A 25177-nucleotide genomic window follows, 5' to 3' on the forward strand; every position below is an offset into this window, starting at 1 on the left:
GCCTTTTCACTGGTTCAATTTCACAAGATTGATTCAAGACAAAACCAAACGCAATTACGGATGTAATAACAGGATAGTCATGTGGCGAAGACGATTTGAAGATGCTGAAGATAATATATGCCTTCGCCAAGAACCAAACGGTCTTCAGGGGAGGACAGACATGTCGGCATTTCGAAACGCAATTCTTTTGGCCAGCGCGGCCTGGATCGTGCCATTTTCATCAGCGCAGGCTCAGGATAAGGTCGCTTCACCGGGGGAGATGGAAGCGGACATCATCGTCACCGCCCAACGCAAGGACACTAGCCTGTCCCGGACCCCGGTAACCGTGGCGGTGTTGTCGGCGGACAGGCTGGCCGATGCGCAGATTGTTTCCGAGGCGGATCTGCGTGTTTCCGTTCCGGGCCTGTCGGTGCGCGCCGGAACCAATTCCAACCAGCTCAACTATTCGATCCGCGGCAATTCGCAGGATGCCTTCAGCGGCACCCGGCCCGGCGTGCTGCCCTATATCAACGAAGTCCAGATCGGTGGATCGGGGGGATCGACGGCATTTTATGACCTGGAATCGATTCAGGTGCTCAAAGGCCCGCAGGGCACGCTTTTCGGCCGAAGCGCGACGGGCGGAGCGGTCCTGTTCAGCACGGCCAAGCCGACCAATGCGTTCGAGGGATATGGCAGTGCGCTGGTGGGGGACCATGGGGCGCTGAAGTTCGAGGGGGCGGTGAACACGCCGCTGGTCTCGGACCAGTTGCTGCTGCGGGTTGCGGGCTTTTATGCCGAACGTCACGGCTTCCAGCATAATCTGTTGGATGGAGAGAGAGAAGGCGACGGCAAGCGTTATGGCCTTCGCGGCAGCCTGACGACGCAGTTCGGTCCGGCCGTTCGCAACGAATTGATGGTGGATTATTATAACGCACGGGGCGCTAGCATGCTGGGCGTTCTGAGCGGGCTGCTGCCGCTCGGCGCACCCGGTACGCCCCCCTTTATTCCGTCGACGCTGCTCTATGCGGGCGCCTCGACGCCGGCCGACCGGGCAACCGGCATCGCGACCCTGGCTGCGTTTACCGGTCAGTCGGAAGCGGTCGCCGCGCAATTTTACGATGCCTATTTCGCCGATCCCCGGCATCCCGATACGGGGCTTCAGGGCGAATTCGCGGCACAACGGGCCAGGGGGCCGTTCGTCGTCAATTCGGACGCCGCAAATGTGTACAATACCGACAATGTCATCCTGACCAACGCGACGACCATCGACGTGGCGCCGGACACTATCATCAAGAATATCTTCGGCTTTACGCGCCTGAAAGAAGTTTTCAGCCTTGAATCCGATGGCGTCCCTTATGCCCTGGGTGAAACCGGCCGCACTGTCGACGAAGCCTATCATACGCTGACGCAGCAATTGTCCGAAGAATTACAGCTTCAGGGGAAGGCAGTCGACGGGCGGTTGGACTATGTGCTGGGCTTCTATTATTCCCACGAACGCTATACCAGCCTCTCGAAGTCCGCCTTTTTCGACATATTGTTCGGCGGGGCGTTGTCGGTCGATCATTATCGCCTGACCAACCGTACCTATGCGGGCTATGGCCAGATTACCTATAAGCTGACGGACACTGGCCTCTCGGCGATGGTCGGTGCGCGCTATACGAGCGAGAAGGTCCGCAAGCAGAAATTGGCGGGCGACGACGACATCGTCATGCCCAACCCGGCCTTCGATCTCGATCAATCGGTAAAATATAATCGGCTGAGCTGGAATTTCGGCCTGCAATATCAGGCGTCGAACGAACTGTTCCTCTATGCGGCGACGCGCCGCGCCTACAAGAGCGGTGGCTTTGTCGGGACATCGCCATCGATCGTCGGCTTCGGCGACGTGGGCGGCGACCAGTTCCGGGCGGAAAAGGTGGACGACGTGGAAGTGGGCGCAAAATTCTTCGGCAATATGGCGGGCATGAGGACGCGCCTGAACGTTGCCGGCTATTATCAGTGGATATCGAACAGTCAGCGCACGGCCTATACGCTGCTGGCTTCCGGTGGCCCTGCGGCCGTCACCGTCAATGTTCCGAAGGGACGGGCGTTCGGGTTCGAACTGGATGGATCGATCGAACCGGCCTCCTGGCTTACACTGGGCGGCAGCGCCAATTATATCAATTCGAAATTCGGTTCGGAACCGGCCTCCGCCAATGGACAGAACCAGGTGTTCGACCAGGTTCCCGATACGCCGAAATGGACGGGCATCCTTTATGCTGACATCGCCATGCCCCTGTCCGGTTCGCTGACGGGGATTCTGCACGGCGACATCTATGCGCAGACCAAATCCTTTATCTCCCCCCGGTCGCAAAATAATGTCGGAACGGTCATAAGTGGCTATTCAGTCGCGAATTTCCGCGCGGGTATCGAGCATAAGGCCAGCGGCTGGTCCCTGATGGCCAATGTCAAGAACGCCTTTAACCGCACTTATTTCGTCGGCGGCCTGCCTGCTGGCGAGATCTATCAGATCAACGTGCAGATTCCGGGAGAGCCCCGCACGTTCACAGTCGAAGCCCGTCTCAAATTTTAGGGGCTCCAGGAAGGATTGAAGATGAAGACCCGCGCCGCGATATGTGTCGAACCCGGCAGGCCTCTGGTGGTGGATGAGGTGGATGTTCGCGGCCCGGGCCCTGGCGAAGTCCTGATAGAAATCCGCGCCACCGGGCTTTGCCATTCCGACTGGCACCAGATCAGCGGCGACCTTCCACTATTTCCCTATCCTACCATTGCGGGCCATGAAGGCGCGGGGGTGGTGCTGGAGGTCGGGCCGGGCGTGGACAGTGTCGCGCCCGGCGATCATGTCATGCCTGTCGCGGTGCCCGAATGCCGCCAGTGCGTAAACTGCAATTCAGGCCGCACCAATTTGTGCTCTGAAATGTACGCGAATTTCGAGCGGACTGACACGCCCTTCACCTGGCGTGGCAAGCCGGTATACATGCAATCGGGCACCAGCACATTCGCCAACCATACGGTCGTGCGTGACATCGCGGTGGTCAAGATCCGCAAGGACGCGCCCTTCGACAGCATATGCTATGCCGCATGCGGGTACATGACCGGGGTGGGCGCGGTCTTCAAGACCGCCCAGGTCAGGCCGCAATCGAGCGTCATCATCTTCGGTCTGGGCGGCGTCGGGCTGAATGTGGTTCAGGCGGCGCGCATGGCTGGGGCGCGGCAGATTGTCGCCGTCGACATCAACGACAGGCGCGAAGCACTTGCGCGACAGTTCGGCGCGACGGATTTCGTCATGCCCCAGAATGCCGAAGGGGACCTTGTCGAATATCTACGAGCCATGACGGGCGGCGGCGCGGACTACAGCTTCGAATGTATCGGCAATCCGAAGGTCGGCGTGCAGGCGCTGGAAAGCGTCCGTCCCGGATGGGGGGTGAGCGTCGCGATCGGGGCCGGGGCTGCCGACGAGGCGCTGAGCATTCCGGCGATCACCATCCTGAACGGCCGGACATGGAAAGGGTCGATGCTTGGCGACGTCCGCCCGCGCAGCGAATTGCCGGGCCTTGTCGACCTTGTGATGGAAGGGCGATTGCAGCTCGAGCCGCTCATCACCCAGCGGCTGCCGCTGGAACGGATCAATGAAGGATTCGATGCGATGTTGCGGGGGGAATCCATCCGCACCGTCATCATTTTCTGAAAGCGCATGCCAGCGCCGGGCCAAAACTGAACAAAGGTGAACTGTGTCAATCGAAAATATCAAAAGCCGCCTTTCCCTGCCTGTCATCGCATCGCCCATGTTCATCGTGTCGCAGTTGGACTTGGTGCTCGCGCAGTGCAGGGCGGGTATTGTGGGTTCGTTCCCAACGCTGAACGCGCGTCCGGCCGGCGTGCTGGAACAATGGTTTGCGCGTCTCAAATCCGAAGTGGGTCCCGATGATGCACCTTTTGCCGCCAATCTGATCGTCCACCGCACGAACGAACGACTGGATGAGGATCTGGCCCTCTGCGTCAAATATGAAGTGCCGCTCGTCATCACCTCGCTGGGCGCCCGCTCGGACGTCAATGAGGCCATTCACAGCTATGGCGGACTGGTCCTGCACGACGTCACGACCAACGCTTTCGCGCGCAAGGCGATCGAGAAGGGGGCTGACGGTCTCATCGCGGTCGCCGCCGGCGCGGGTGGTCATGCGGGCGTCACGTCGCCCTTTGCTCTGGTCAGCGAGATACGACGCTGGTTTTCCGGGCCTTTGGCGCTGTCGGGATCGATCTCCAACGGCGCCTCCATATTGGCGGCGCGTGCTCTGGGCGCGGATTTCGCCTATATGGGTTCGGCGTTCATCGCCACGCACGAAGCTATCGCGGTAGACGACTATAAGCAGATGATCGTCGATTGCGATGCGACGGACATCGTCTATTCGAATCTCTTTACCGGTGTGCATGGCAATTATCTGAAGCCAAGCATCGTCCGTGCTGGCCTCGACCTTGAAGACCTGCCGCAATCAGATCCCTCCAAGATGGATTTTGCGGCTCTTGCAGACGGCCGCAAGGCCTGGAAGGATATCTGGGGATGTGGGCAGGGCATCGGGGCGATTGACGCCGTGCAACCGACCGCAGCGTTGATCGCCCAGCTGAAGCGAGAATATGATGCGGGGCTGGCGGCTTTGCTGCCAGCTGGTGGGCATAACGGCAGATGAACTGATTTTCTCTATATAGTTCGTGCTGTTATACGTTTCTTGCTGCAATACATGTGTAATGTCGGGAGCGTCAGATTCTTGGTGCTGGCAAGTCCGTCATGCCGATGTCTAGATGCAATCTGGGTCCGAAAGCCGCGCTGTTTCGGACGTACATCTGGTAGATTTGGGAGTAAAAGGTGAGCGACGATATCAGACAGCGGGCAAAGCTCTGGCCGAAGGGAAGATTGTTCGAAGATTTTGCCGTCGGTCAGCAATTCGACCATCATTGGGGGCGTACCGTCACCGAAACGGAAGCCACGACCTTCGCCAGCCTCACGCTTGCCTATAATCCGCTCTATTTCAATCGGGCGTTCGCACAGGCGGAGGGGCATCCCGAACTGGTTGTCTGTCCTCAGCTTGTCTTCAACATCGTGCTGGGGTTGAGCGTCGAGGATTGCAGCGAGATCGGCGGACCCTTTCTTGGCGTCTATGACCTGACCTATCATCGGGCGGTTTATCCTGGCACCACCATCCTGGCCCGGAGCGAAACGGTCGAGGCGCGACTGTCCGACAGCAATCCGGAAAATGGCATCGTCACATGGAAGACCGAAGGCTTCACCCCGGACGGCGAGACGCTGGTCACATTCCGTCGTTCCAACCTTATTCGACTGCGCAACCCGGGGAGCAAGATCTGATGGATATGAACAAGCTGACGGGGTCGAACAATTATTTCGAGGATTTCGAACCGGGCATGGTCATCCAGCATGCGCGCGGCAAGACCGTGACGGCGCTGGACAATGTGCTGATCACCAACATGGTGATGAACACCGCCGAAGGACATTTCAACGAAGACCTGATGGCGAAGCATCCGTTCGGCAAGATCGTTGTCTATGGCGGTGTCAATTTCTCCATGGTCTGCGGGCTCGCTTCGCAGGATTGTTGCGAAAATGCGGTGGCCGAACTGGGGCTGGACAATGTCAAGCTGACACGCCCGGTGACGCATGGCGACACGATCTACGCCTATTCGGAGGTGCTGGAGAAAAGGGATGCCGATCGTCCCGATGCCGGGCTCGTCATCTTCCGCCACTATGGCTACAACCAGCGCGACGAGTTGATAGCCAAGGTGGATCGCACGATATTGCTGAAGCGCCGGCCGGCCTGAACCGCCGCTATTTTATCCGCGGTTTCGGGAAAAGTCCCGGCAGGCTTCATGCCTTGCCGGGATTTTTCATGACCGTTTCATTCTCCTCGCCGAGCCGGACGCCGAGGCGCCAGAAGAAGACGGAGGCGATCAGGGAACCGGACAGCGCGAGGATGAGCGCCAGGCGCAGGGAAAGTTCCGCATTCCCAGTGATTGCGACGAACAGGTCGCTGCAACCGCCGGTCAGGAGCGGTCCGAGGCCAAGGCCGATCCCGGTGGGAAAGACGAGAAGAATGGCTGATGTCAGTCCGCGCAGGTTCGCCTGGACCATGGACTGGGCCAGCGCGTTGACCGGCGCGATGAAAAAGCTTGCCGCGATGAGGCTGAAAAAGCCCGCCGCCAGTGTGATGGACAGGGATGAAGCGAGATATTGCACGCCCGCGAAGGGCACCAGGATGAAGGTGGCGATGCCGGGCGCCCAAGCATAGGAGCGAATATCCCTTGTCACGAGGCGGTCGATGAGCTGGCCACCAGCGAGTGCTCCGATCCCTCCGCCCAGTCCCACCATGATCGCGCTCCATATGGCGATCTGCGTCATTGACAGATCGTGGCTGCGGGCCAGAAATGGCGGCATCCAGATCATGACCGCCTGGTAGGAATAGGAATGAAGCGTCGCCGCGATCACCAGCAGGCGAAAGGATTTCCTGTTCCAGAGATAGCGGCAGCCTGCCCGGAAGCTGATCGACAGCGGCGGTTCCGATCCGGCTTGACGTTCGAAGCGACCCCGCTGCGGTTCACGCAGGAACAGCAGCAGGGGAACCATGGCGAAGCCGGCTAGCCCGATGAACAGAAAGCTTTCGCGCCATTCCAGATGGTCTGAAAGCCAACCGCCTAATGCAATGCCGGCCGTGACCCCGACCGGGCTGGCCAGCGCCCAGATGGAAAACGCCCTGCCGCGCCGCTCGAACGGGAATTTGTCGGACAGCAGGGAATGGGTCGCGGGCACGCTCACCGCTTCGCCCAGCGCCACGCCCATGCGCAATATGGCCAGGCTGATAAAGCCGCCGGCAAGGCCGGTCAGTGCCGTCATGGTCGTCCATAGCGTTAGCCCGCCCGCCATCAGAAAGGTTCTTTTCTTCCGGTCGACCAGCAGGCGATTGGCACGGCGGCGCCCGCATAGAGAATGGCGAAGGAAAAGCCGGTCAACGCGCCCAGTTGCGTGTCGCTCAGACCCAGTTTCTGCTTGATCGGAATCTGGAGAATCGAGAGCAGCGACCGGTCGAGATAGTTGAAAAGCGCGACGATGAAGAGAATGGTCAGGGCGACATTAGGACTGTCGCGCAAACCGGCCAGGCCATGATGGCGGCTAACGTCCTGCTTCATCCGGCAATCCTCTCTCATAATTATTGTAAATTGCTATTTTACGCTTTCGATTCTGTTTGCGCTGGAGATAAAGGCGATCTCGCAGTGGAATTACAGGTGTAATACCGCGCCGCTGAATGGCGCTATTGGTTGCGATAAGCGATGGCGGCTTTCAATCAGGGTACAGGATCGAACGCATAGGGCTTCGGTCATGCGACTGGCTGGTTGAAAGATCATGGATACCATATCGAGCTTTGGTGCACTGTCGGATTTGCGGATCATCGATCTCACGCAAATGCTCGCGGGCCCCTATGCCACGATGATGCTTGCCGACCATGGGGCAACCGTTATCAAGATTGAAGGGCCGGAAGGGGACATGACCCGTGCTGGCGGCCCGTTTCGGAAGGATGATGAGGAAAAGCTGCTTGGCGGCTATTTCCAGAGCATCGACCGGAACAAGGAAAGCGTTTGCCTGGATCTCAAGAGCGAGGAAGGCAAAGCCGCCTTTAAGGCGCTCGTTCTCGACGCGGATGCCGTGGTGGAGAATTTCCGGTCTGGCGTGATGGAACGTCTGGGCCTGGGCTATGAGGTGCTGCAGGAGATCAATCCACGCTTGGTTTACGGGACGTTGCGCGGGTTTGGCGATGCGCGCACCGGCAAGTCGCCCTATAATGACTGGCCAGCTTTCGATGTAGTTGCGCAGGCGATGGGCGGGATCATGGCGATCACGGGGCCGGATCCCAACACACCTACGAAGGTCGGTCCCGGCGTTGGCGACATCATTCCCGGAATGATGTTGGGTTTCGGCGTCCTGTCAGCTATCCATCACGCCCGGCGAACGGGGCAGGGGCAGTTTGTCGATATTTCCATGGTCGATGCGGTTCTGGCCGTGTGCGAAAGGACGGTGTGGCAGAATTCCGTGCTGGGCCTGGTGCCCGGGCCGGAGGGTAACCATCATCCCTTCCTGTGCCCTTTCGGCATGTATCCCGCTGCGGATGGTTTCGTCACCATTGCGGCGCATCAGGATCGATTCTTCGAATTTCTGTGCCAGACCCTTGATGCTCCGGAATTGCCGCACGACCCGCGCTTTCTCGACCATGCCAAGAGAGGCGCGAACAAGGGCGCGCTGATCGAAGCATTGAGCGCGCGGACATGCGCTTTCACCAAGGATGAACTTTCGCGGATGCTGGGAGGCAAGATTCCGTTCGGTCCCGTTCTCAACATAAGCGAGATATTCGACGATCCGCACTTCGCTGCCCGCGAAATGCTGGTCGATGTCGAACAGCCGGGATTGGAACCCGTCAAGATTGTTGGCGTACCGATCAAGATGACTCGCACGCCCGGAAAGGTTGTCCGGCGCGGGCCTTATCTTGGCGAGCATACGGAATTGCGCCTGCGGGAGGCGGGACTGGATGAAGATGTCGTAGCCAGGGTGATGAGCGCGCTCGCGCAGCCCTGGAAAAAGGAAGAGAAGGGAATGGTTGAATCATGAGCAAACGTCCAGTTCGTCTGCGTCGCGTGCAGTTGTCCGTTCCGGGCAGCAGCGAGAAGATGTTGCAGAAGGCTGCCGCGTCCGCCGCGGATCATGTCTTCTGCGATCTTGAGGACGCAGTGGCGCCGGCGGCAAAGGTCGGTGCGCGCGACCTGATCGCCGATGCGCTCAATAACCTGGATTGGGGCAAGAAGACCCGTTGCGTGCGGATCAACGACGTCACCACCCAATATTGCCACGATGACATCATCACCATCGTGGAAAAGGCCGGTGAGAATGTCGACACGATCATGCTGACCAAGCCGTACAAAGCAGCGGACGTGATCTTTCTGGACCATATGCTGACCCAGCTTGAAAAGAAGCTGGGCCTCAAGAACCGGATCGGTATCGAAGTGCTGATCGAGGAAGTGCAGGCCTTGCAGAATGTCGAGGAAATCGCCCGCTCTTCCGACCGGCTCGAAGCCCTGATCTTCGGCATGGGCGACTATGCCGGTTCGCAGGGCATTGACACGGACGATATCGGCGCGACCGGCAGCTATCCGGGCGACATATTCCATTATGCGCGCTTCCGTATCGCCATGGCGGCCCGTTCGGTCGGCATTGACGCCGTCGATGGTCCCTTCGCCAATTTCAAGGATGAAACGGCCTATCGATCGGAAGCCATGCGCGCACGTTCGCTCGGCATGGTTGGAAAATGGGCCATCCATCCGTCGCAGATCGAACCGGCACTCGATGTGTTTTCGCCGTCCCAGGCCGATGTCGACCGCGCCCGGAGGATGGAGGCCGCCTATCGCGAGGCGGAGGCCAAGGGCTTGGGCGCCGCTCAGGTGGATGGCATCATGATCGACGTCGCGGTAGTGCGACTGGTGCAGAATACGCTGCGCAAGGCCGACCTGATCGGCATGTGACTATGACCGGGCAGTCCTCCTGATGGACCCGCCTTGTCTCGCGACGCATCCATCATCCATGGGATGAATGCGTCGCGAGGCGTAAAACCATTGGCCAGTCCGGCCGATCTCTGCTGCCTTTTCATTTCAGGTCAGGATGAAGGCAGCTAGGATGGGATCAACGCGAAGGGCAGTCATCACGGGTTCCGCTTCCGGAATAGGCAAGGCGACGGCCGAACGGCTGACTGATGCGGGATGGAGGGTGATCGGGATAGATCTCCGTGATGCGGAGGTGGTGGCTGATCTGTCCACAGCCGAAGGGCGCTCTGGCGCTTTGCGGTCGGTGTCCACCATCTGCCCGGACGGCATCGATACCCTCGTCACATGTGCGGGAATATACCGACCGATCGACTCGCCGGGCATCGTTTCCATCAATTATTTTGGCACTGTGGACATCATTCGGGGCCTACGGTCGCTGTTGCTGAAATCGGCGTCGCCGCGCGTTGCAGCGGTGTCGTCCATGGCGACGATCCTTGATGTGGATGAGGAGGTTGTTACGGCCTGCACAGCCGGCGACGAAGTGCATGCCTGTAGAGCCGCCGTCGCCGCGGCAGCGCGATGCCCGGAAGAGCCGATCATCTATTCCTCGACCAAGCGCGCCATCACGAACTGGATCAGGTCGCAATCGGTGGCCGACGACTGGGGTGGCTCGGGCATATTGCTCAATTGCGTGTGTCCCGGCGTCATACGGACACCTCTGACGCGGGACGACCTATCCGATCCCGCGCGCATGGAATGGCTGCTCAATTACAATCCGGCGGTCATCAAGGACATTCCCGGCCCGGATGTTGTGGCGAGTCTGCTCGCCTATCTCGTGAGCGCCGAAAACGCCTATATGGTGGGACAGGCGATTTTCGTCGATGGCGGCACCGAAGTCAGGCAGCGCATCTGACGCCCTCAAAGCCTAAACTTTGAGCGACCGCAGGATCAGTTCGGCGCCCCTTTCCCCGATCATCATCGACGGCGCATTGGTATTGCCGGACGTGATGCGCGGCATGATCGACGCGTCGATCACCCGCAAGCCGTCAATGCCCCGAACGCGGAGCTGGGGATCCAATACGGATTCGCCTTCCCGGCCCATGCGGCATGTTCCCACCGGATGGTAGCCAATGCCGACACGCTGGCGCAGATAGTCCAGCCAGCCCTCGTCCGACATGATCGGTTGGGGCGGCTCATTGCGCGCTTCGACGAAAGGCGCGAATGCCGGCGCGGCGAAGATCTGCTCGGCCAGGCGGCCGACCTTGGTCAAGGTGCGGATGTCCTCCGCATCCTCCAGCATGTTCAGCGCGATTTTCGGTGGGGCCAGATGATCGCGGCTCTGTAATGTGATCTTGCCCCGTGCGTTCGGGCGGCAAATCTGCCCCCCGATGGTCACGCCTGACCTGGCATGCAATTTGGGCTGGCCTGAAAGGTCCATCGCCAGAGGAATGAAGCTGAAACAGACATCGGGATCGGCCAGATGGGCCTCGGTTCTGGCATAGGCCATGGCCTGAACGGCGGGCGAGGTGAGCGGTCCTTTGCGGAACAACAGATAGTTCGCCACATGCCGGGGCAGGTTCGACAGCTTCGGCGCCATGTTGTAAGTGGGCATCGTCACGAGCTTGCTGACGGCCAGCACCGCATGTTCCTGAAGATTCTCGCCGACGGGAAGATCGGCGAGAATGTCGATGCCCAGTTCGCGCAAATGCGCCGCTGGCCCGATTCCCGACCGCATCAATATAGCCGGCGATCCGATCGTGCCTGCGCTGATGACGATCTCGCGCCGGGCGGCGGCGCAATAGGGTTCGCCATTGCGGCTTCCAACGACGCGAACCGCTCGGCCGTCTTCACATTCGATCCTGTCGATCGTGACGCCCGTGACGACGGCAAGATTGGGTCGATCAAGAAGCGGCGAGACAAAGGCGCTGAATGTGTTCGAACGCTGGCCCCCCGCCGTTGTCGTCCAGATGTGGAACGAACCGAATTCATGTCCGTCGCAATAATCGTCCCGGCGCGGTAGCCCGACCTCGTCGCAGGCGCTGACGAAATTTTCGGTCAGGGGATGTTGCGACCGGACCGGGGCAACGCCCAGCGGACCGGACGTCCCGTGATCCTGCGATGGCGGCCCGTGGAATTTTTCGGACTTCAGGAAAAGCGGCCATATGTCGTTAGCGGCCCAGCCGGTGCAGCCCATTGCCGCCCAGTCGTCAAAATCCCGCTTTTCGCCCCGGCAATACACCATCCCGTTGATCGAACTCGACCCGCCCAGCATCTTTCCGCCCGACCAGACCTGCTCGATGTCGCCTCGCGTGGTGTCGGCCTCCACATGGTACATCCAGTCGGACGTGGCGTTCGCCATCAGCTTGAGCGTGCCCGCCGGCATGTCGACCAGCATGCGTCTGTTCGATCCGCCCGCTTCGATCAACAGCACGTTGATCGCGGGATTTTCCGCAAGCCTGGCGGCTACCACGGCCCCCGCGCTGCCGCTGCCGACTATGATATAATCGGCAGCGGTTTCGGTCTCGTTTCTCATGTTCATGAAGAAGCAGAATTCCAGAAGAGCAACAGGGACGGCGCTGGCCTCAGCGCAATTGTACGAACACCGATTTGGTCTCGAGGAAATTGTCGAGCGCCTCATCGCCGAGTTCGCGGCCCCAGCCGGATTCCTTGTATCCGCCAAAGGGCATGGTGATGTGGTTGACCCCGAAGCAGTTGACCCAGACGGTGCCGGCGCGGATGCGCGATGCGATCTGGTGCGTCCGGTTGACGTCCGACGTGAACAGACAGGCGGCCAGGCCATAATTGGTGTCGTTGGCGATGCGGATCATCTCGTCCACATCGTCGACGGGCGTCGCCGAAATGACGGGGCCGAAAATTTCCTCCCGCATGACGCGTGCATTGGCGTTGACGTTCGCCAGGACGGTCGGCTTGACGAAAAAGCCCTTTTCCAGATCGCTGGGGCCGCCCGCGACAATCTCCGCCCCTTCTTCCTGCCCGATCTCCATATAGCGGACGACCCGGTCCCTCTGCTTGGCCGAAATCAGGGGGCCAAGATTGGTCGACGGGTCGAAGCCATTGCCGACCTTCAAATTATTGGCGAAATCCGTGATGCCAGCGAGCACCTTGTCATAGGCCTTCTTCTCGATCAGCAGCCGTGAACCCGCCCAGCAGACCTGCCCGGAATTGAGAAAGGTGCTCATCGCCGCGCCGGGGATGGCCACGTCCATGTCGGCGTCACCGAACAGCAGGCATGGTGATTTCCCGCCCAGTTCCAGCGTGATGCGCTTCAGATTGCCGCTGGCGCTGTCGACGATCCGCTTGCCGACATCGGTCGATCCGGTGAAGGAAATCTTGTCCACCAGCGGGTGATCGACCAGCGCCTGCCCGGCGTCGCCATAGCCGGTGACGATGTTGATCACGCCATCGGGAACGCCGGCCTCGACCGCCAGCTGTCCCAGCCGCAATGCCGACAGCGGGGTGTTCTCGGCCGGTTTGACGACGACCGAACAGCCCGCCGCGAGCGCCGGCGCCACCTTGACCACGAAGACGCCGACAGGTCCGTTCCATGGCAGGATGAGGCCCGCGACGCCAATCGGCTCGCGCATGGTATAGGCGTGCATCTGCTGCCCGCCGCCGGAAATCGCGCCGCTCGCGTCCCGGCCGAATATCCGGGTTGCCGAACCTGCATAGAAGCGCATCCAGTTCGCCGACGCCTTCACCATGCCGTCCGCCATGTAGCGGGGCATGCCGTTGTTGAGAATGTCGAGATCCGCGAGTTCGGTCGCATTCTTTTCGATCAGGTCGGCGAAACGCCACATGATCGCGGCGCGATCCTCCGCCTTCAGGCCACGCCACGAGGCGGTTTCGAAGCTCCGCCGGGCGGCCTTCACTGCGCGGTCGATGTCCTTCGCGGCGCCGCGTGGGACGATGGCGATGCGTTCCTCGGTCGCCGGATCGAACACGTCGATCGTTTCACCGCCCTCCGCCTCGACCCAGTGGCCGTCGATCAGGAGCTTGTGGGATGAAGCGGCAAAGGTCCGCACGCTGTTGACGGGCTGATGCGCGTTCAAGCTATATTCCTCTTTATCGATTTTATTGACGATTCCGTTGCGGGACACGGCAACGAAATTATTGAGCGGCTTCCATTTTTGCGTCGGCGCGCTGGTTCATGACGATCTCGCCGGGGGTGGCGCCCGTTTCCTTGCCGTTGGTGAAGGTTTCGACGCCGTTGACGAGGATGTGGCGGATGCCGATCGCGCGAGTGACTTTGCGCCAGTCGCCGCCCGGAAGATCGTGGACAACTTCATAGTGGCCACGGGGCTGATAATCCAGCTTGTCGGCGTCGTAGATCATGAGATCGGCCGCATAGCCGGGCTGCAGAAGGCCACGATCGGTCAGTCCGAAGGCGCGCGCATTGCGGTAGCTGAGCAGGGAATGAACCTGCTCCCGGCTGATCCGCGTACCTTCCTGCGTCAGCCACAGGATGAGGTCGGTCGACCAGTAGCCGCCATTGCCATGTTTCGAATGTGCGCCGCCGTCCGAAATGCCCGCCAGCACTCGCGGATGGCTGAGAATCTCTTCGATCGTCTCCACATTGCGCGTGCCATTGTCATTGTTGGAGAACATGACATGCATGTTGGATTCGATGAGCGTATCGAGGAACAGTTCCGCGACCGGCTTGCCCAGGTCGCGGGCGATGTCACCCAGCAATTGCCCTTCGCGCCCTTCCAGTGAGGCGGAGCCGGCTGGATCGACGATCATATAGGCTTCCAGTCGGCCACCTGCGGTCGACATTTCGCGCGGATCATAATTGTCGATGAAGGTCTTCCGATAGGCCGGGTCCTGCACCAGCGTCATCTTGGCCTCTGCCGTGGTCGCCATGGAAAGGCGGCGGAACGCGGCGACGGAATCCCAGACATTATAATGCAGCGGCGTGATTTCGAGCGGCTTGCGGAAGGAGAAGCATTGAGACCAGATGTCGAGCTTCTCTTCCTGCATCCGGTCCAGCCAGCGCATGATGCCGCGATGTTGTTCGGGATCGGTGTCGCTGCCCAGCAGGATATTGTGCAGAACCGGACGGCCGCTGATGCGGGCCAGTTCTTCCGCTGCATAACGGCGCGGTTCGTCCATGCCGGGCAGTTCGCACAGGATCTGGATCGTGCCTTCGCCGCGCTCGGCAAGGACCCGCGCCAGATTATAGGCTTCCTCCGCATCCATGGCGTCGGTCGGCATGGGCGACTGGTCGTGATCGAGATGATTGTTGCCGCCTTCGCCCATGAAGGATAGGGCAAAGCCGCTGGCGCCCGCGTCCATCGCCTCATGCAGCAGGTCGCGCATCTGCTTGCGTTCCTCGACCGTGCAGGGGCGCTTCTTCGCCTCGTCGGGGCCCACGACATAGGACAATAGCGGGTTCATGGGCAGATAGGTGGCGACATTCAGCCCCTTGGGCAGCGACTTGAGATGCGCGATCCAGTCGGGAAAGCTTTCCCAGGTCCAGTCCATGGTCGACGCCATAGCCTCGAAGGGAACTTGCTCGGTGTTTTCCATCATGCGCATGTAGCGCTCGCTCATGCCCTTCCGGACGGGAGCGAAGCTGAAGCCGCAATTGCCGATAACGACCGTCGTTGTGCCGTGCCACCCCGACGTTGTGCAATAGGGGTCCCAATGCAACTGGGCGTCATAATGGGTGTGAAGATCGATGATGCCGGGCGCGACGATCAGGCCCCGTGCGTCGATTTCCTTGGCGCCCTGGCCGGGAATCGCGCCGATCTCGACGACCTTTCCGTCGCGGATGCCGATATCTGCCAGTCGTGCGGGTTCGCCGGTTCCGTCGATTACAGTTCCGCCACGCACTACAACGTCAATATTCATCTAACCTCTCCGATCGCGATTGCCTATCGCTACCATCAAATGGGGTTTGGTGCGGGCTTGTTCGAGCTGTTTCGGGTATTATTACATGGGTAATGTGGGGTCCGCGCGAATTGCGGAAAATGGCTACCCGGCAGTAAGGTTCGAAAAGGAACACACAGATCATGTCCGATACCGCATCCGATATGGCGGAAGACCGCCTGAGCGACATCAGTCCATGGACTGTGGACAAGGCGAATTCGCAATGGCGATCCGTGAAATCCGCGGAGCGCACGCTGGCGCTTTTCGAACTATTTTCGCTTCATCAGCAGCCCATGTCGATCGGCGAAATGGCGCAGCGGTTGAACATTCCGCAGCCCAGCGTGAGCATGCTGGTGCGCAATCTCGTCCAGCTGGGCTATCTGGAGCATGATCGCACGAGCCGTAATTATCTGCCCACCATCCGCATCATGCTACTGGGCAGCTGGATTCATCGGCAGTATCGCCACCAGGGCGATGTGGAGACGCATCTGGACGACCTGATGAGTCAGGTGCAGGAAACCGTGTTCTTGGGCATTCAGAACGGGATATATTCGCAATATGTGAGCGCCCAGCTACCGGACGTGTCGCAACGGCTGGAGGTCCAGTCCGGTCTGTTGCGTCCCATCACTCGCACTGCGCTCGGCCGCGTCCTGCTATCGCTCAAGTCCAAAGAAGAGGTCGCGCTGATCGTCCGGCGTTCCAATGCTGAAACTCAGGATGAGGCCGAGCGGGTCGATCCCAGGGAGTTCGAGGCGCTTCTGGCGAACGTCCGTGAGAAGGGCTATGCTGAGACGAGCGGCGACATGTCGAAGAATTACAGCGCCTTCGCGGTGGCGATCAAGCCAACCATCGGCCAGATTCCCATGGCGATCGGCGTCGGTGGGCGTACCGACCGCATCATGGACAAGCGGGATTTGGTGATTGCCGCGCTTTTCGCGGCGAAAGCGAAGCTGGAGCCCAATATATCTGGGGATGACGGCCCGGACTGATTCTCATCACATCAATAGCAAGGAATTTGAATATGCGACCATTCCGCAGCGTCCTCTATCTGCCCGGCAACAAGGAAAGGGTTTTGGAAAAGGCCGCCAGCTTGCCCTGCGACGTCCTGATCATCGATCTGGAGGACGCCGTCGCGCCGGATGCGAAGGATGCTGCCCGCGACCTTGCGATCCACGCGATCAGGAATATCGACTATGGTGATCGTCTGGCGATGTTGCGCGTCAATGGGCCGGAAACGCCCTGGCATGAGGCGGACATGGCCGCCGCCGGGCATGCGCCGGCGATCCTGCTGCCCAAGGTTTCCGACGCGGGCATGCTCGCCGCCGCCCGCGCGCGCCTTGGGCCGGGCAAGCCGCTCTGGGCGATGATCGAGACCTGCCAAGCGATCCTGCGCATGGACTCCATCGCCGGCGCGGCGGACGAAACAGGGCTGGAGGGTCTGGTCGTGGGCACCAACGATCTGGCGAAGGAGTTGCGGTGCCAGGTCGATGACAATCGCACCGCATTGCAGAGCGCGCTCTTCACGGTGGTCGCCGCCGCCCGGGCCTATGGGCTGGTTGCGGTGGACGGGGTATGCAACCGGCTGAAGGATGAGGATTTTCTTGCGGCGGAATGCCGTCAGGGGGCCATGCTTGGCTTTGACGGGAAGAGCCTGATCCATCCCGAGCAGATTGATGTCGCGAACCGGATCTTCTCACCGGCGGAAGCGGACATCGTGCACGCCCGCGCCGTGGTCGAGGCCTTCGAGGACCCGGCGAATGCGGGCAAGGGCGTCCTGACCGTGAACGGCAAGATGGCCGAACTGCTTCATCTGGAGGAAGCCAGGAGGATCATCGCGGTGAAGGCGCGGATTGACGCACTGGCCGCTTGACCGATCATGCGCCGGAACGGGTCGCAGCTTCAGTGGGCTGTGGTCCATTCCGGCGCCTGCGCCGTGCGGGACAGACGCACCCGCAGCCCGTTGAACACCGCGTTGCCCGACGGCATGTCCAGCAGGGCTGCATCGGACAGAAGATTATAGTTGCTGCCGGGGCGCTGATGCGCCACCTCCATGCGGGTTCCCGCTTCGTGATGGCCCCAGCCATGCGGTAGGTTGAGATGCCCGCGCTGCACATCGGCGTTGCGCTCGACCGTCACGGTCACCTGACGGCCCCCGGCGTCCAGCGCCACGGTGTCACCATCCGCCAGACCCAGCAGGTCCGCATCGTCAGGGTGGACGTGGAGATGGCTGCGAGCCGGACCTTTCGCCAGATTCGGCAGATTATGGAGCCAGCTGTTCATGGAACGCAGATCCCTGCGCCCGGACAGGATGAAATAGCCCTTTGCTGGTTCCAGCTCTCCGAGCTTTCCGGCCGCGATCCATTGGTCGAGCCGCTCAAGGTCGGCCATGATGGGTGCGGGGGCGAGGTTCACCTTTCCATCCGGCGTGCGGATGAGGTCCATGAGCCTGCCCGACGGCGCATATCCGCGATCCACGCCATGGTCCGCGGCGCGCAGGTCAGTCAGGGTGAGGCCGGCGGCCTGACCGAAGCCATCGCCGAAAGGCCCGGTGCGAATGAAGAAATCGCACAGCTTTTCGACGCCTGTTTCTCCGGTCAGCTGTTGCATGATGGCTTCGTGCGGCGGGTCTGTCATGCAGGCGCGCTGCATGCTCCACCCGACCAGCCCGGCGACATAGTGCCGGTCGTAGCACTCGGCATCCCGTCCCGTGAGCGCCGCGCCGAGACGCAGAAGGATCTCCCAATCCGCCAGACCGGGATCGGCAGCCGGCAGGGCCGGGGAAAAGCGGGCGTAGGAGCGGGGAGAGAAAGCCCCGAACATCAGCGTGCAATTGGGTTCGCCCAGAGGATCGCCCGGCGGAAGGATCAGGTCGGCGTGACGGCTCGTTTCATTGAGATACATGTCGATGGAGATCAGGAAATCGAGCTTTTCGACCGCCGCCTCTATGGCCCGGCTGTCGGGGAAGGAGCGTATAGGGTTTCCGGCCAGCGTGATCAGCGCCCGCACGCGGCCTTCGCCGGGCGTCGCGATTTCTTCCGCCAGTGCGGCGGCGGGCAGGCGGCCGCCCAGCTCGGGCAATTTGCGCACGCGCGTGTGAAAGCGGCCATAGGGCGCCTGGCCCTTGGAATAGGGGCTGGAAAAGAGGGCGGTGGACACGATAGGCATCGGGATCAGCATGCCTCCCTCGCGGTCCAGATTGCCCGTCAGCGCGTTGATGGCTTCGATCAGCCATGACGCGATGGAACCGAAGGGCTGGCAACAGGTGCCTACCCGCCCATAGACGGCTGCCCTTGGTGCCGCCGCGAGGAATCGAGCCAGCGATCGGATCTTGTCCGCGGGGACCCCAATGATGGCGGCGACCTTTTCCGCCGGGTAGCGTGCGGCGACCTGTCGAAGCTGGTCGATGCCGGAAAAGCGCGTTTCCAGGTCCGGGCGGTCCGCCACGCCATCGCTGAACAGGCTCTCCACCAGGGCCAGCAGTAGCAGCGCGTCGGTCGATGGCTGTATCGCGAGATGATCGTCCGCCATTTCCGCCGTGCGCGTGCGGCGTGGATCGACAACGACGATCCGCCCGCCTCTTTCGCGCATCTGCGCAAGCTTTTTAGGCAGGCCCGGCAGGGTCAGCATGCTGCCGTTGCTGACCGCTGGGTTCGCGCCCAGGATCAGCAGGAAATCGCACCGTTCTATGTCGGGCACCGGATTGATCCCGATGTCGCCGAACATCAGGGCGTTGGCGAGCATGCGCGGATAGGCGTCGATGGATGCGGCCGTGTAGATCTGCCGGGACCCGATCGCCTGGGTGAGCGCGCCGGTGTAAAGGACGCTCCCGACATTGCCCGCCACCGGATTGCCGACATAGGTGGCGATGGCGTCGGGGCCGTGTTCCTGCCGGATCGCGCTCAGCTTTTCCGCGGCGAGCGCGAAGGCTTCGTCCCAGCCTATCGGTTCGAATCCGTCCTGCGTGCGCCGCAGCGGCTGACGAAGCCGGTCGGGATCGCGCCCGATGCCGGCCATCGCCTGCGACTTCGGGCACACGAAGCCCTGGCTGACAGGGTCGTCCGCGTCACCCTTGATCGACCGCACCTGCCCGTTGGATGCGGTCTCGATCACCAGGCCGCAGCCGGCCTCGCAAATCGTGCAGGAACGATAGTGGCGATCGTGCGACATATTGTCTTCCGTCACGCCCCCATGATCGTCGCGCCGCCATCGACGACGATCGTCTGCCCGGTCACGAAGCTGGACGCGTCGGACGCAAGGAAAAGGGCTGCGCCCGCGATTTCGCGGGGTTGCCCCACGCGGCGCAGGGGCACCGGATCGACGAAGCGGGCCAGCGCCTTTTCATTGTTCATGATCGCGGAGGCGAAGTCCGTCTCGATTAGGCCCGGCGCGATGGCGTTCACCCGCACGCCGGAGGGGCCATATTCCGCCGCCAGATTGCGCGCCATCTGAAGGTCGGCGGCCTTGGACATGTTGTAGGCGCCGATCGACGTCGAGGAAAGCAGTCCACCGATGGAGGAGATCAAGATGATGGACCCGGCCTTGCGCTCGATCATCTCCGGTGCGACCATGCCGATCAGGGTCAGCGGCGAAAGGACGTTGTTGTCGAATATCTTTCGGAACATCTCCTCCGAAATCGACGTGAGTGGGCCGTAATGCGGATTGCTGGCCGCGTTGCAGACCAGGATGTCGATCCGGCCGAAGGCTTCGCGCGTGCGCTGGACCAGACGAGTCAGATCGTCCCTGGAACTCACATTGGCGGGAACGGAGACCGCCCGCCCGGGACCATGGCGCGCTTCGATTTCCGCCGTCGCCGCCTGACAGGCGTCCTCTTTCCGGCTGGAAATGACGACGCGCCCGCCATGTTCCACAATGGCCTCTGCGATCGCGCGCCCGATGCCGCGCGACGAACCCGTGACAATGGCGGTTTTCCCTGCCAGATCGAACATGCCTTCTCCTCTCCTCTCCTGTTTCTCCGTCAGTTGTCCGGCGACGATCCGCCGGCTGTCATAATTTGATCGTGACGCATTTGAGCTGCGTATAATGATGCAGCGCCTCAATCCCTTTTTCCCGGCCGTAGCCGCTGTTCTTGTAGCCCCCCAGCGGCGTTTCGACGCCGCCCGCCATATATTCGTTCACATAGATCTGACCTGCCTGGATGGCCGCCGAAACCCTGTGGGCGCGGGACAGAGACTGGGTCCAGATACCGGCGGCCAGGCCATATTCGGTATCGTTGGCGATGGCGATGGCCTCATCCTCGTCCTCGAACGGGATCACGACGAGCACGGGGCCGAAAATCTCCTCCCGCGCCAGTCGGCTGTTATTGCTGACATCGCCATAGACGGTCGGCGGCAGGAACCAGCCGCCGCCCCATCCTTCGCGGGTGACGGCGCTGCCGCCTGTCGCGGGTTCCAGCCCTTCGCTCCGGGCGATGTCGAAGAAGGATGCGACGCGGTCATATTGCGCCTTCGTCGTCAACGGACCCATCAGCGCGTCGACGTCCGGCCCGACCTTGAGTTGACCCACTGCCGCCGCCAGCTTTTCGACGAAGGCGGCATGGATGGACCGCTGTACGAGCAGGCGGCTGCCGGCCAGGCAGACTTGCCCGGCATTGCCGGCAAAGGCGCGGATCGCGCCCGGAATGGCGGCGGAGAGATCGGCGTCCTCAAAGACGATGTTGGGGGATTTGCCGCCCAGTTCCAGGGTCAGCGGGATGATGCGATCCGCCGCGATATGGGCGATGGCGCGGCCCGCGCGCACGCTGCCGGTAAAGGCGATTTTGCGGATGTCGGGATGCGAGACCAGCGCGCTGCCCGCTTCGGTCCCTGACCCCAGCACTACGTTGAAGACCCCGGCGGGCATGCCGCATTCGACGGCGATCCGCGCCAGCAGCACTGTTGAACCGGACGTGAATTCGCTCGGCTTCGAAACGACGCAGTTGCCCGCTGCAAGGGCAGGGGCAATGCCGCGGGCGGCCTGGTTCAGCGGCGCGTTCCAAGGCGTGATGACCCCGACCACGCCAAAGGGTTCGCGCAGTGTGTAGCTGTGATATCCCTCGCCCAACCCGATGACCTCGCCATGGAACAGGTTGGTGAGGCCGCCGTAAAATTCGAAATATTGCGCCGCGACCTCGGTTTCAAAAGGCAGCTGCCATCCCGGCTTGCCGGTTTCGGCGCGTTCGATCGCGCCGAATTCATCCCGGCGGTCGCGGATGGCGCGGCCGATGTCGGTCAATATCCGGCCTCGGTCGAGCGGCCGCATCGCCTTCCATTGCGCGAATGCGGACGAACATGAGCGAACGGCCCGGTCCACATCCTCGCCTGTGCTGTCGGCCACCTTGGCGAAGGGCGCGCCGATGGTCGGATCGAAGGAGTCCGTATAGGTGCCCGAGGCCGGCTCGGCATCGGCGCCAGCGATGAAATTGTTCCAGACGCGATCCATCGTTCTTTTCCTGTGATCAGTGGGGGAGGTCGAGCATCGCGTGAATGTCGGCGCGCGATGGGTTGGTTGATCCGGCCATGATATCGCCATGCCGTTTTGGGACAAGCGCGCAGAGCGCGGCAAGCAGGGCCATCGGACCTGACCGCCAGCGATCCGGGCCGTCCAGCATGTGGACATTGCGCAGGAATCCGCGCATCAGCCGGGGGGAATGAGGCAACGCGCGCTGTATCAGTGACAGCCGCCAATGTGCGGGCGAGGGGCCAGGGTCGGCCAATTCCGTGCCCGCCAGTGCCGCCGCCCGACGGGTCGCGGCGTCGTCCATGCGGCGCATGTCGTCGAAATAGGCTCTCAATTCCCGCTCGATGCCGCGTTCATAGGCATGGGCCGCCGCGCCGAAGCTGTCATACGCGCCGATGGCGTCCGCAAGGCGGCAGGCGGCGATGAGTGCGAATGTCAGGCCACGGCCATAAAGAGGGTTGGACGTCACCAGCGCATCGCCCACTGGCAGGAGATTGTCCACGACCGGCCGCCCATCCGCCATGTAGCTGCGCCATCGGCTCTTGAGATCAGCCATGCCAGCGACGCGCCCCAGCGGCCGGGAGATGGCTGGATCGACGAACGGCGCCAGCCCGGGCAAGCGCCGGCAGATGTCGGTAAAGCCCACATCGGTCGATGCCAGCCCACGCAGCGCCTTTTCCCGTTCAGGCAGGGCGAGCGTGATCGAAAAGCAGCGATTGTCCGCCGGGATCACGCCGAATTTGAGATAGCCAAGATCGCCGGTGCGTCCCTGCGGTGGTTCAGGTTCGGTCACGTCTTCCGCAAGGTTGTAGAAGCGGCTGTGATAGGTCAGGTCGCACGGCGCAATATCTTCGTGGGCCCCGACGCCCGCTTGCGCCAGCCAGCCGGGAATGGGTGAACGTCTGCCGCCGGCATCGATGATGAGGTCGGCATGGATCGCTTGCCCATCGACCGTCAGCCCCGTGGCGCGGGGCGGCTGTCCGGGCCGCTGGTCCAGCAGCAGGGCGCTGGCCTTCGATCCGTAGGCGACGGTCACGCCCGGCAATGTCGCGACATGATCGCGCAGCACCGCCTCGAACGTCGTGCGGCGCATGGCGATGGTGCGGAGCGCATCCTCACCGCTTCTCTCGCGCACCCTGGCGCGCAGGGTAGGGGAGAGGTTGTCGGCAAAGGACAGCTCGCGCGCACCGGCGGCCATCATGCGATCCAGCAAGGCGGGGTGACGCTGTTCGACGATCTGCTTGAAGCGCGCCCGAAAGGCGTGGGTATGGCGGATCTGGGCGACGCCCAGGCGCCGCCAGTCGTTGAACAGACGATCGGGATGGCCGGGCTCAGGCGAACGGTCGCGTTCGATCACGGTGACGCGATGCCCCGCATCCGCCAGCGCCAGCGCGCTGAGCAGGCCCGACACGCCCCCTCCCATGATCAATATGGTCAACTGTTCCAAACGCCTTCGCCCAACTCATCCTCGTTCTGCTAAAATGCCGCCTCCGCCAGCGTCATGAGCGGTGCGGGGCCGCTCTCTATCTGAGCAAGAAGCCCGCTGGCGCGGGGCAGCAGACGACGCATGTAAAAGTCCGCCGTTGTCAGTTTCGCCTGGCCGAAGGCTTCGCCATGCGCGCCCTTTTCCACCTGGCCGGGCACGGCCTTCGCCATTTTGAGCCAGAGCCAGCCGAGCATGGCGTAGCCCGTAAGCTCCAGGAAGGGATAGGCCGCCGCGCCGATCGCGTCGGGATCCTTCCTGGCATTCTTCATCATCCAGGCGATGGCGGCCTCCAGATCGTCCAGAACCGGACCAATCGGCCGGGCGAGGTGGGACAGGGCCTCGGGCGTTTCAGCGATCTCACGGCGCATCTGCGCCATCAGCGTGGCGAAGCCGCGCCCATCGTCCTGCCACAATTTCCGGCCGACCAGATCCATGGCCTGAACGCCATTAGCGCCTTCGTAGATCATGGTGATGCGCGCATCGCGGACAAGCTGCTCCACGCCGGTTTCGCGGATATAACCATGGCCGCCGAACACTTGCTGCGCCGTGACCGCGCATTCATGGCCGCGGTCGGTGACAAAGGCCTTCACGACCGGCGTGGCGATGCTTAGCAGGTCGGTTGCCTGCTGCCGCGCGTCGGCGTCGGGCGCATGGCGTGCCAGATCGGACTGGGCGGTGGCCCACAGGCACAGCGCCCGGCATCCTTGCACGAGCGAGCGGCATTCCATCAGCATGCGGCGCACGTCGGGATGGACGGTCAGGGGGTCAGCCGCCTGCTCGGGATCGGCGGCGCCAGTAAGCGCGCGGCCCTGCCGCCGTTCGCGCGCATAGGCGACAGCGGCCTGATAGGCGGCTTCCGCAACCGCCACGCCCTGAATGCCGACATGCAGCCTGGCGTCGTTCATCATCACGAACATGGCGTTGAGACCCTTGGTCTCCTCGCCGATCAGCCAGCCGGTGGCGCCATCATAATTCATCACGCAGGTCGCATTGCCGTGCAGACCCATCTTTTCCTCGATCGCGCCGCATGACAGGGCGTTGCGCTGGCCGGGGGTGCTTGGGCCGTCAGGCAGGAATTTGGGCACGATGAAGAGGGACAGTCCCTTCACATTGTCGGGCGCGCCCTCGGTCTTCGCCAGCACGAGATGGACGATGTTGTCGGACAGGTCATGTTCGCCGGCCGAGATGAAGATCTTGGTGCCGGTGATGGAGTAGGTTCCATCGCCCACCGGCCTTGCCCGCGTGCGGATGAGGTTGAGGTCGGTGCCGCATTGCGGTTCCGTCAGGTTCATCGTGCCCGTCCATGTGCCGGACACCATGGGCGGCAGATAAAGCGCCTTCTGCGCTTCATTGCCATGCGCCAGGATCGCGCTGACCGCGCCGGAGGTCAGTCCGGTATAGGCGCCAAAGCTCAGATTGGCCGAAAGCACGAATTCTTCCGTCGCCAGCCAGGCAAGATGGGGCAAGGCCTGCCCGCCATAGGCTTCCGGCGGGAACAGCGCCGTCCATCCCGCCTCCCGATATCGGGCATAGGCTTCACGGAAGCCATCGGGGGCGCGGACATTACCGTCCGCGTCCCTTCGGCAACCTTGCTTGTCGCCATTGGCGTTGAGCGGCGCGATCACCTCTGCCGCGAAGCGGCCGCTTTCCGACAGGATCGCGGAAAGCGTTTCGGTCTCCATATGGGAAAAGGCGGGCAGCGCAGCGATTGCGGGCAGCGCCGCCACCGTGTCGAGAACGAACAGGCTGTCTTCTACTGGAGCGGTATAGTTCATGGCCGTTGCT

The 25177-nt window shown here is 61.8% G+C and carries 20 protein-coding genes; 10 read left to right on the forward strand and 10 right to left on the reverse strand.

The features are described 5' to 3' along the window. Window positions 1-160: 160 nt before the first annotated feature. From HUK73_RS02840 to HUK73_RS02860, 5 genes are all read left to right on the forward strand, one after another. Window positions 161-2548, forward strand: a complete 2388-nt coding sequence (locus HUK73_RS02840) for a TonB-dependent receptor (protein ID WP_176590542.1) — start codon at window positions 161-163, stop codon at window positions 2546-2548. Between the two features lie 21 nt (window positions 2549-2569). Then, a complete protein-coding gene (locus HUK73_RS02845; protein ID WP_176590543.1) occupies window positions 2570-3664 on the forward strand; it encodes a zinc-binding dehydrogenase in 1095 nt (364 codons plus the stop codon). A gap of 97 nt (window positions 3665-3761) precedes the next feature. After that, on the forward strand, window positions 3762-4661 hold the full coding sequence (locus tag HUK73_RS02850) for a nitronate monooxygenase family protein (RefSeq protein ID WP_218036200.1): 900 nt from the start codon (window positions 3762-3764) through the stop codon (window positions 4659-4661). A gap of 176 nt (window positions 4662-4837) precedes the next feature. Then, entirely contained in the window at window positions 4838-5335 is a 498-nt protein-coding gene (locus tag HUK73_RS02855; RefSeq protein ID WP_176590545.1) for a MaoC family dehydratase, read from the forward strand. Beyond that, window positions 5335-5802 carry a MaoC family dehydratase gene (locus tag HUK73_RS02860; protein WP_176590546.1) on the forward strand — a complete coding sequence of 156 codons (468 nt, stop codon included), beginning with the start codon at window positions 5335-5337 and terminating at the stop codon, window positions 5800-5802. Before HUK73_RS02855 ends, HUK73_RS02860 begins: the two co-directional genes overlap by 1 nt. Window positions 5803-5848: 46 nt before the next feature. On the opposite strand, the gene HUK73_RS02865 is transcribed toward HUK73_RS02860, so the two are convergent. Both HUK73_RS02865 and HUK73_RS02870 read right to left on the reverse strand, forming a co-directional pair. Then, on the reverse strand, window positions 5849-6901 hold the full coding sequence (locus HUK73_RS02865) for an MFS transporter (protein WP_176590547.1): 1053 nt from the start codon (window positions 6899-6901) through the stop codon (window positions 5849-5851). Continuing rightward, window positions 6901-7164, reverse strand: a complete 264-nt coding sequence (locus HUK73_RS02870) for a hypothetical protein (protein ID WP_176590548.1) — start codon at window positions 7162-7164, stop codon at window positions 6901-6903. Before HUK73_RS02870 ends, HUK73_RS02865 begins: the two co-directional genes overlap by 1 nt. Window positions 7165-7378: 214 nt before the next feature. Here HUK73_RS02870 and HUK73_RS02875 point away from each other — a divergent pair, with 214 nt between their 5' ends. From HUK73_RS02875 to HUK73_RS02885, 3 genes are all read left to right on the forward strand, one after another. Then, window positions 7379-8635, forward strand: a complete 1257-nt coding sequence (locus HUK73_RS02875; protein WP_176590549.1) for a CaiB/BaiF CoA-transferase family protein — start codon at window positions 7379-7381, stop codon at window positions 8633-8635. Beyond that, the gene (locus HUK73_RS02880) at window positions 8632-9543 is read left to right on the forward strand and encodes a CoA ester lyase (protein ID WP_176590550.1); all 912 of its coding nucleotides are present in this window, start codon (window positions 8632-8634) and stop codon (window positions 9541-9543) included. The genes HUK73_RS02875 and HUK73_RS02880 overlap by 4 nt, the downstream gene beginning before the upstream one ends. A gap of 151 nt (window positions 9544-9694) precedes the next feature. Continuing rightward, window positions 9695-10474 (forward strand): SDR family oxidoreductase, encoded by a 780-nt coding sequence (locus HUK73_RS02885; protein WP_176590551.1) that lies wholly within the window; start codon window positions 9695-9697, stop codon window positions 10472-10474. Window positions 10475-10486: 12 nt separating this feature from the next. On the opposite strand, the gene HUK73_RS02890 is transcribed toward HUK73_RS02885, so the two are convergent. Genes HUK73_RS02890 through HUK73_RS02900 form a run of 3 tightly spaced genes read right to left on the reverse strand, consistent with a single transcriptional unit; the run spans window position 10487 to window position 15432 of the window. Further along, a complete protein-coding gene (locus HUK73_RS02890; protein ID WP_176590552.1) occupies window positions 10487-12100 on the reverse strand; it encodes a GMC family oxidoreductase in 1614 nt (537 codons plus the stop codon). Between the two features lie 43 nt (window positions 12101-12143). Next, window positions 12144-13631 carry an aldehyde dehydrogenase gene (locus HUK73_RS02895; RefSeq protein WP_176590553.1) on the reverse strand — a complete coding sequence of 496 codons (1488 nt, stop codon included), beginning with the start codon at window positions 13629-13631 and terminating at the stop codon, window positions 12144-12146. A 58-nt stretch (window positions 13632-13689) separates the two neighbouring features. Further along, window positions 13690-15432, reverse strand: coding sequence for an amidohydrolase family protein (locus HUK73_RS02900; protein ID WP_176590554.1), 1743 nt, complete (start codon window positions 15430-15432; stop codon window positions 13690-13692). Window positions 15433-15593: 161 nt separating this feature from the next. Between HUK73_RS02900 and HUK73_RS02905 the strand changes: the two genes are divergently transcribed. Then, window positions 15594-16439 carry an IclR family transcriptional regulator gene (locus tag HUK73_RS02905; RefSeq protein ID WP_176590555.1) on the forward strand — a complete coding sequence of 282 codons (846 nt, stop codon included), beginning with the start codon at window positions 15594-15596 and terminating at the stop codon, window positions 16437-16439. A 32-nt stretch (window positions 16440-16471) separates the two neighbouring features. After that, complete coding sequence (locus tag HUK73_RS02910; protein ID WP_176590556.1) at window positions 16472-17320, forward strand: CoA ester lyase; 849 nt, start codon at window positions 16472-16474, stop codon at window positions 17318-17320. Window positions 17321-17349: 29 nt separating this feature from the next. Here the strand turns inward: HUK73_RS02910 and HUK73_RS02915 are convergent, their stop codons facing one another. From HUK73_RS02915 to HUK73_RS02935, 5 genes are read right to left on the reverse strand one after another with little or no spacing between them, the layout of a single operon-like run. Further along, entirely contained in the window at window positions 17350-19617 is a 2268-nt protein-coding gene (locus HUK73_RS02915) for a molybdopterin-dependent oxidoreductase (RefSeq protein WP_176590557.1), read from the reverse strand. 11 nt (window positions 19618-19628) lie between these two features. Continuing rightward, window positions 19629-20396: an SDR family NAD(P)-dependent oxidoreductase gene (locus HUK73_RS02920; RefSeq protein WP_176590558.1), complete on the reverse strand. Its 768-nt coding sequence runs from the start codon at window positions 20394-20396 to the stop codon at window positions 19629-19631. 58 nt (window positions 20397-20454) lie between these two features. After that, entirely contained in the window at window positions 20455-21888 is a 1434-nt protein-coding gene (locus tag HUK73_RS02925) for an aldehyde dehydrogenase (protein ID WP_176590559.1), read from the reverse strand. A gap of 16 nt (window positions 21889-21904) precedes the next feature. Further along, complete coding sequence (locus HUK73_RS02930) at window positions 21905-23344, reverse strand: NAD(P)/FAD-dependent oxidoreductase (protein WP_176590560.1); 1440 nt, start codon at window positions 23342-23344, stop codon at window positions 21905-21907. Between the two features lie 38 nt (window positions 23345-23382). Beyond that, window positions 23383-25167, reverse strand: coding sequence for an acyl-CoA dehydrogenase C-terminal domain-containing protein (locus HUK73_RS02935; protein WP_176590561.1), 1785 nt, complete (start codon window positions 25165-25167; stop codon window positions 23383-23385). Window positions 25168-25177: the final 10 nt, after the last annotated feature.

This window comes from Sphingobium sp. EM0848 (assembly GCF_013375555.1).
In the GTDB taxonomy this organism is placed as follows: Bacteria; Pseudomonadota; Alphaproteobacteria; order Sphingomonadales; family Sphingomonadaceae; genus Sphingobium.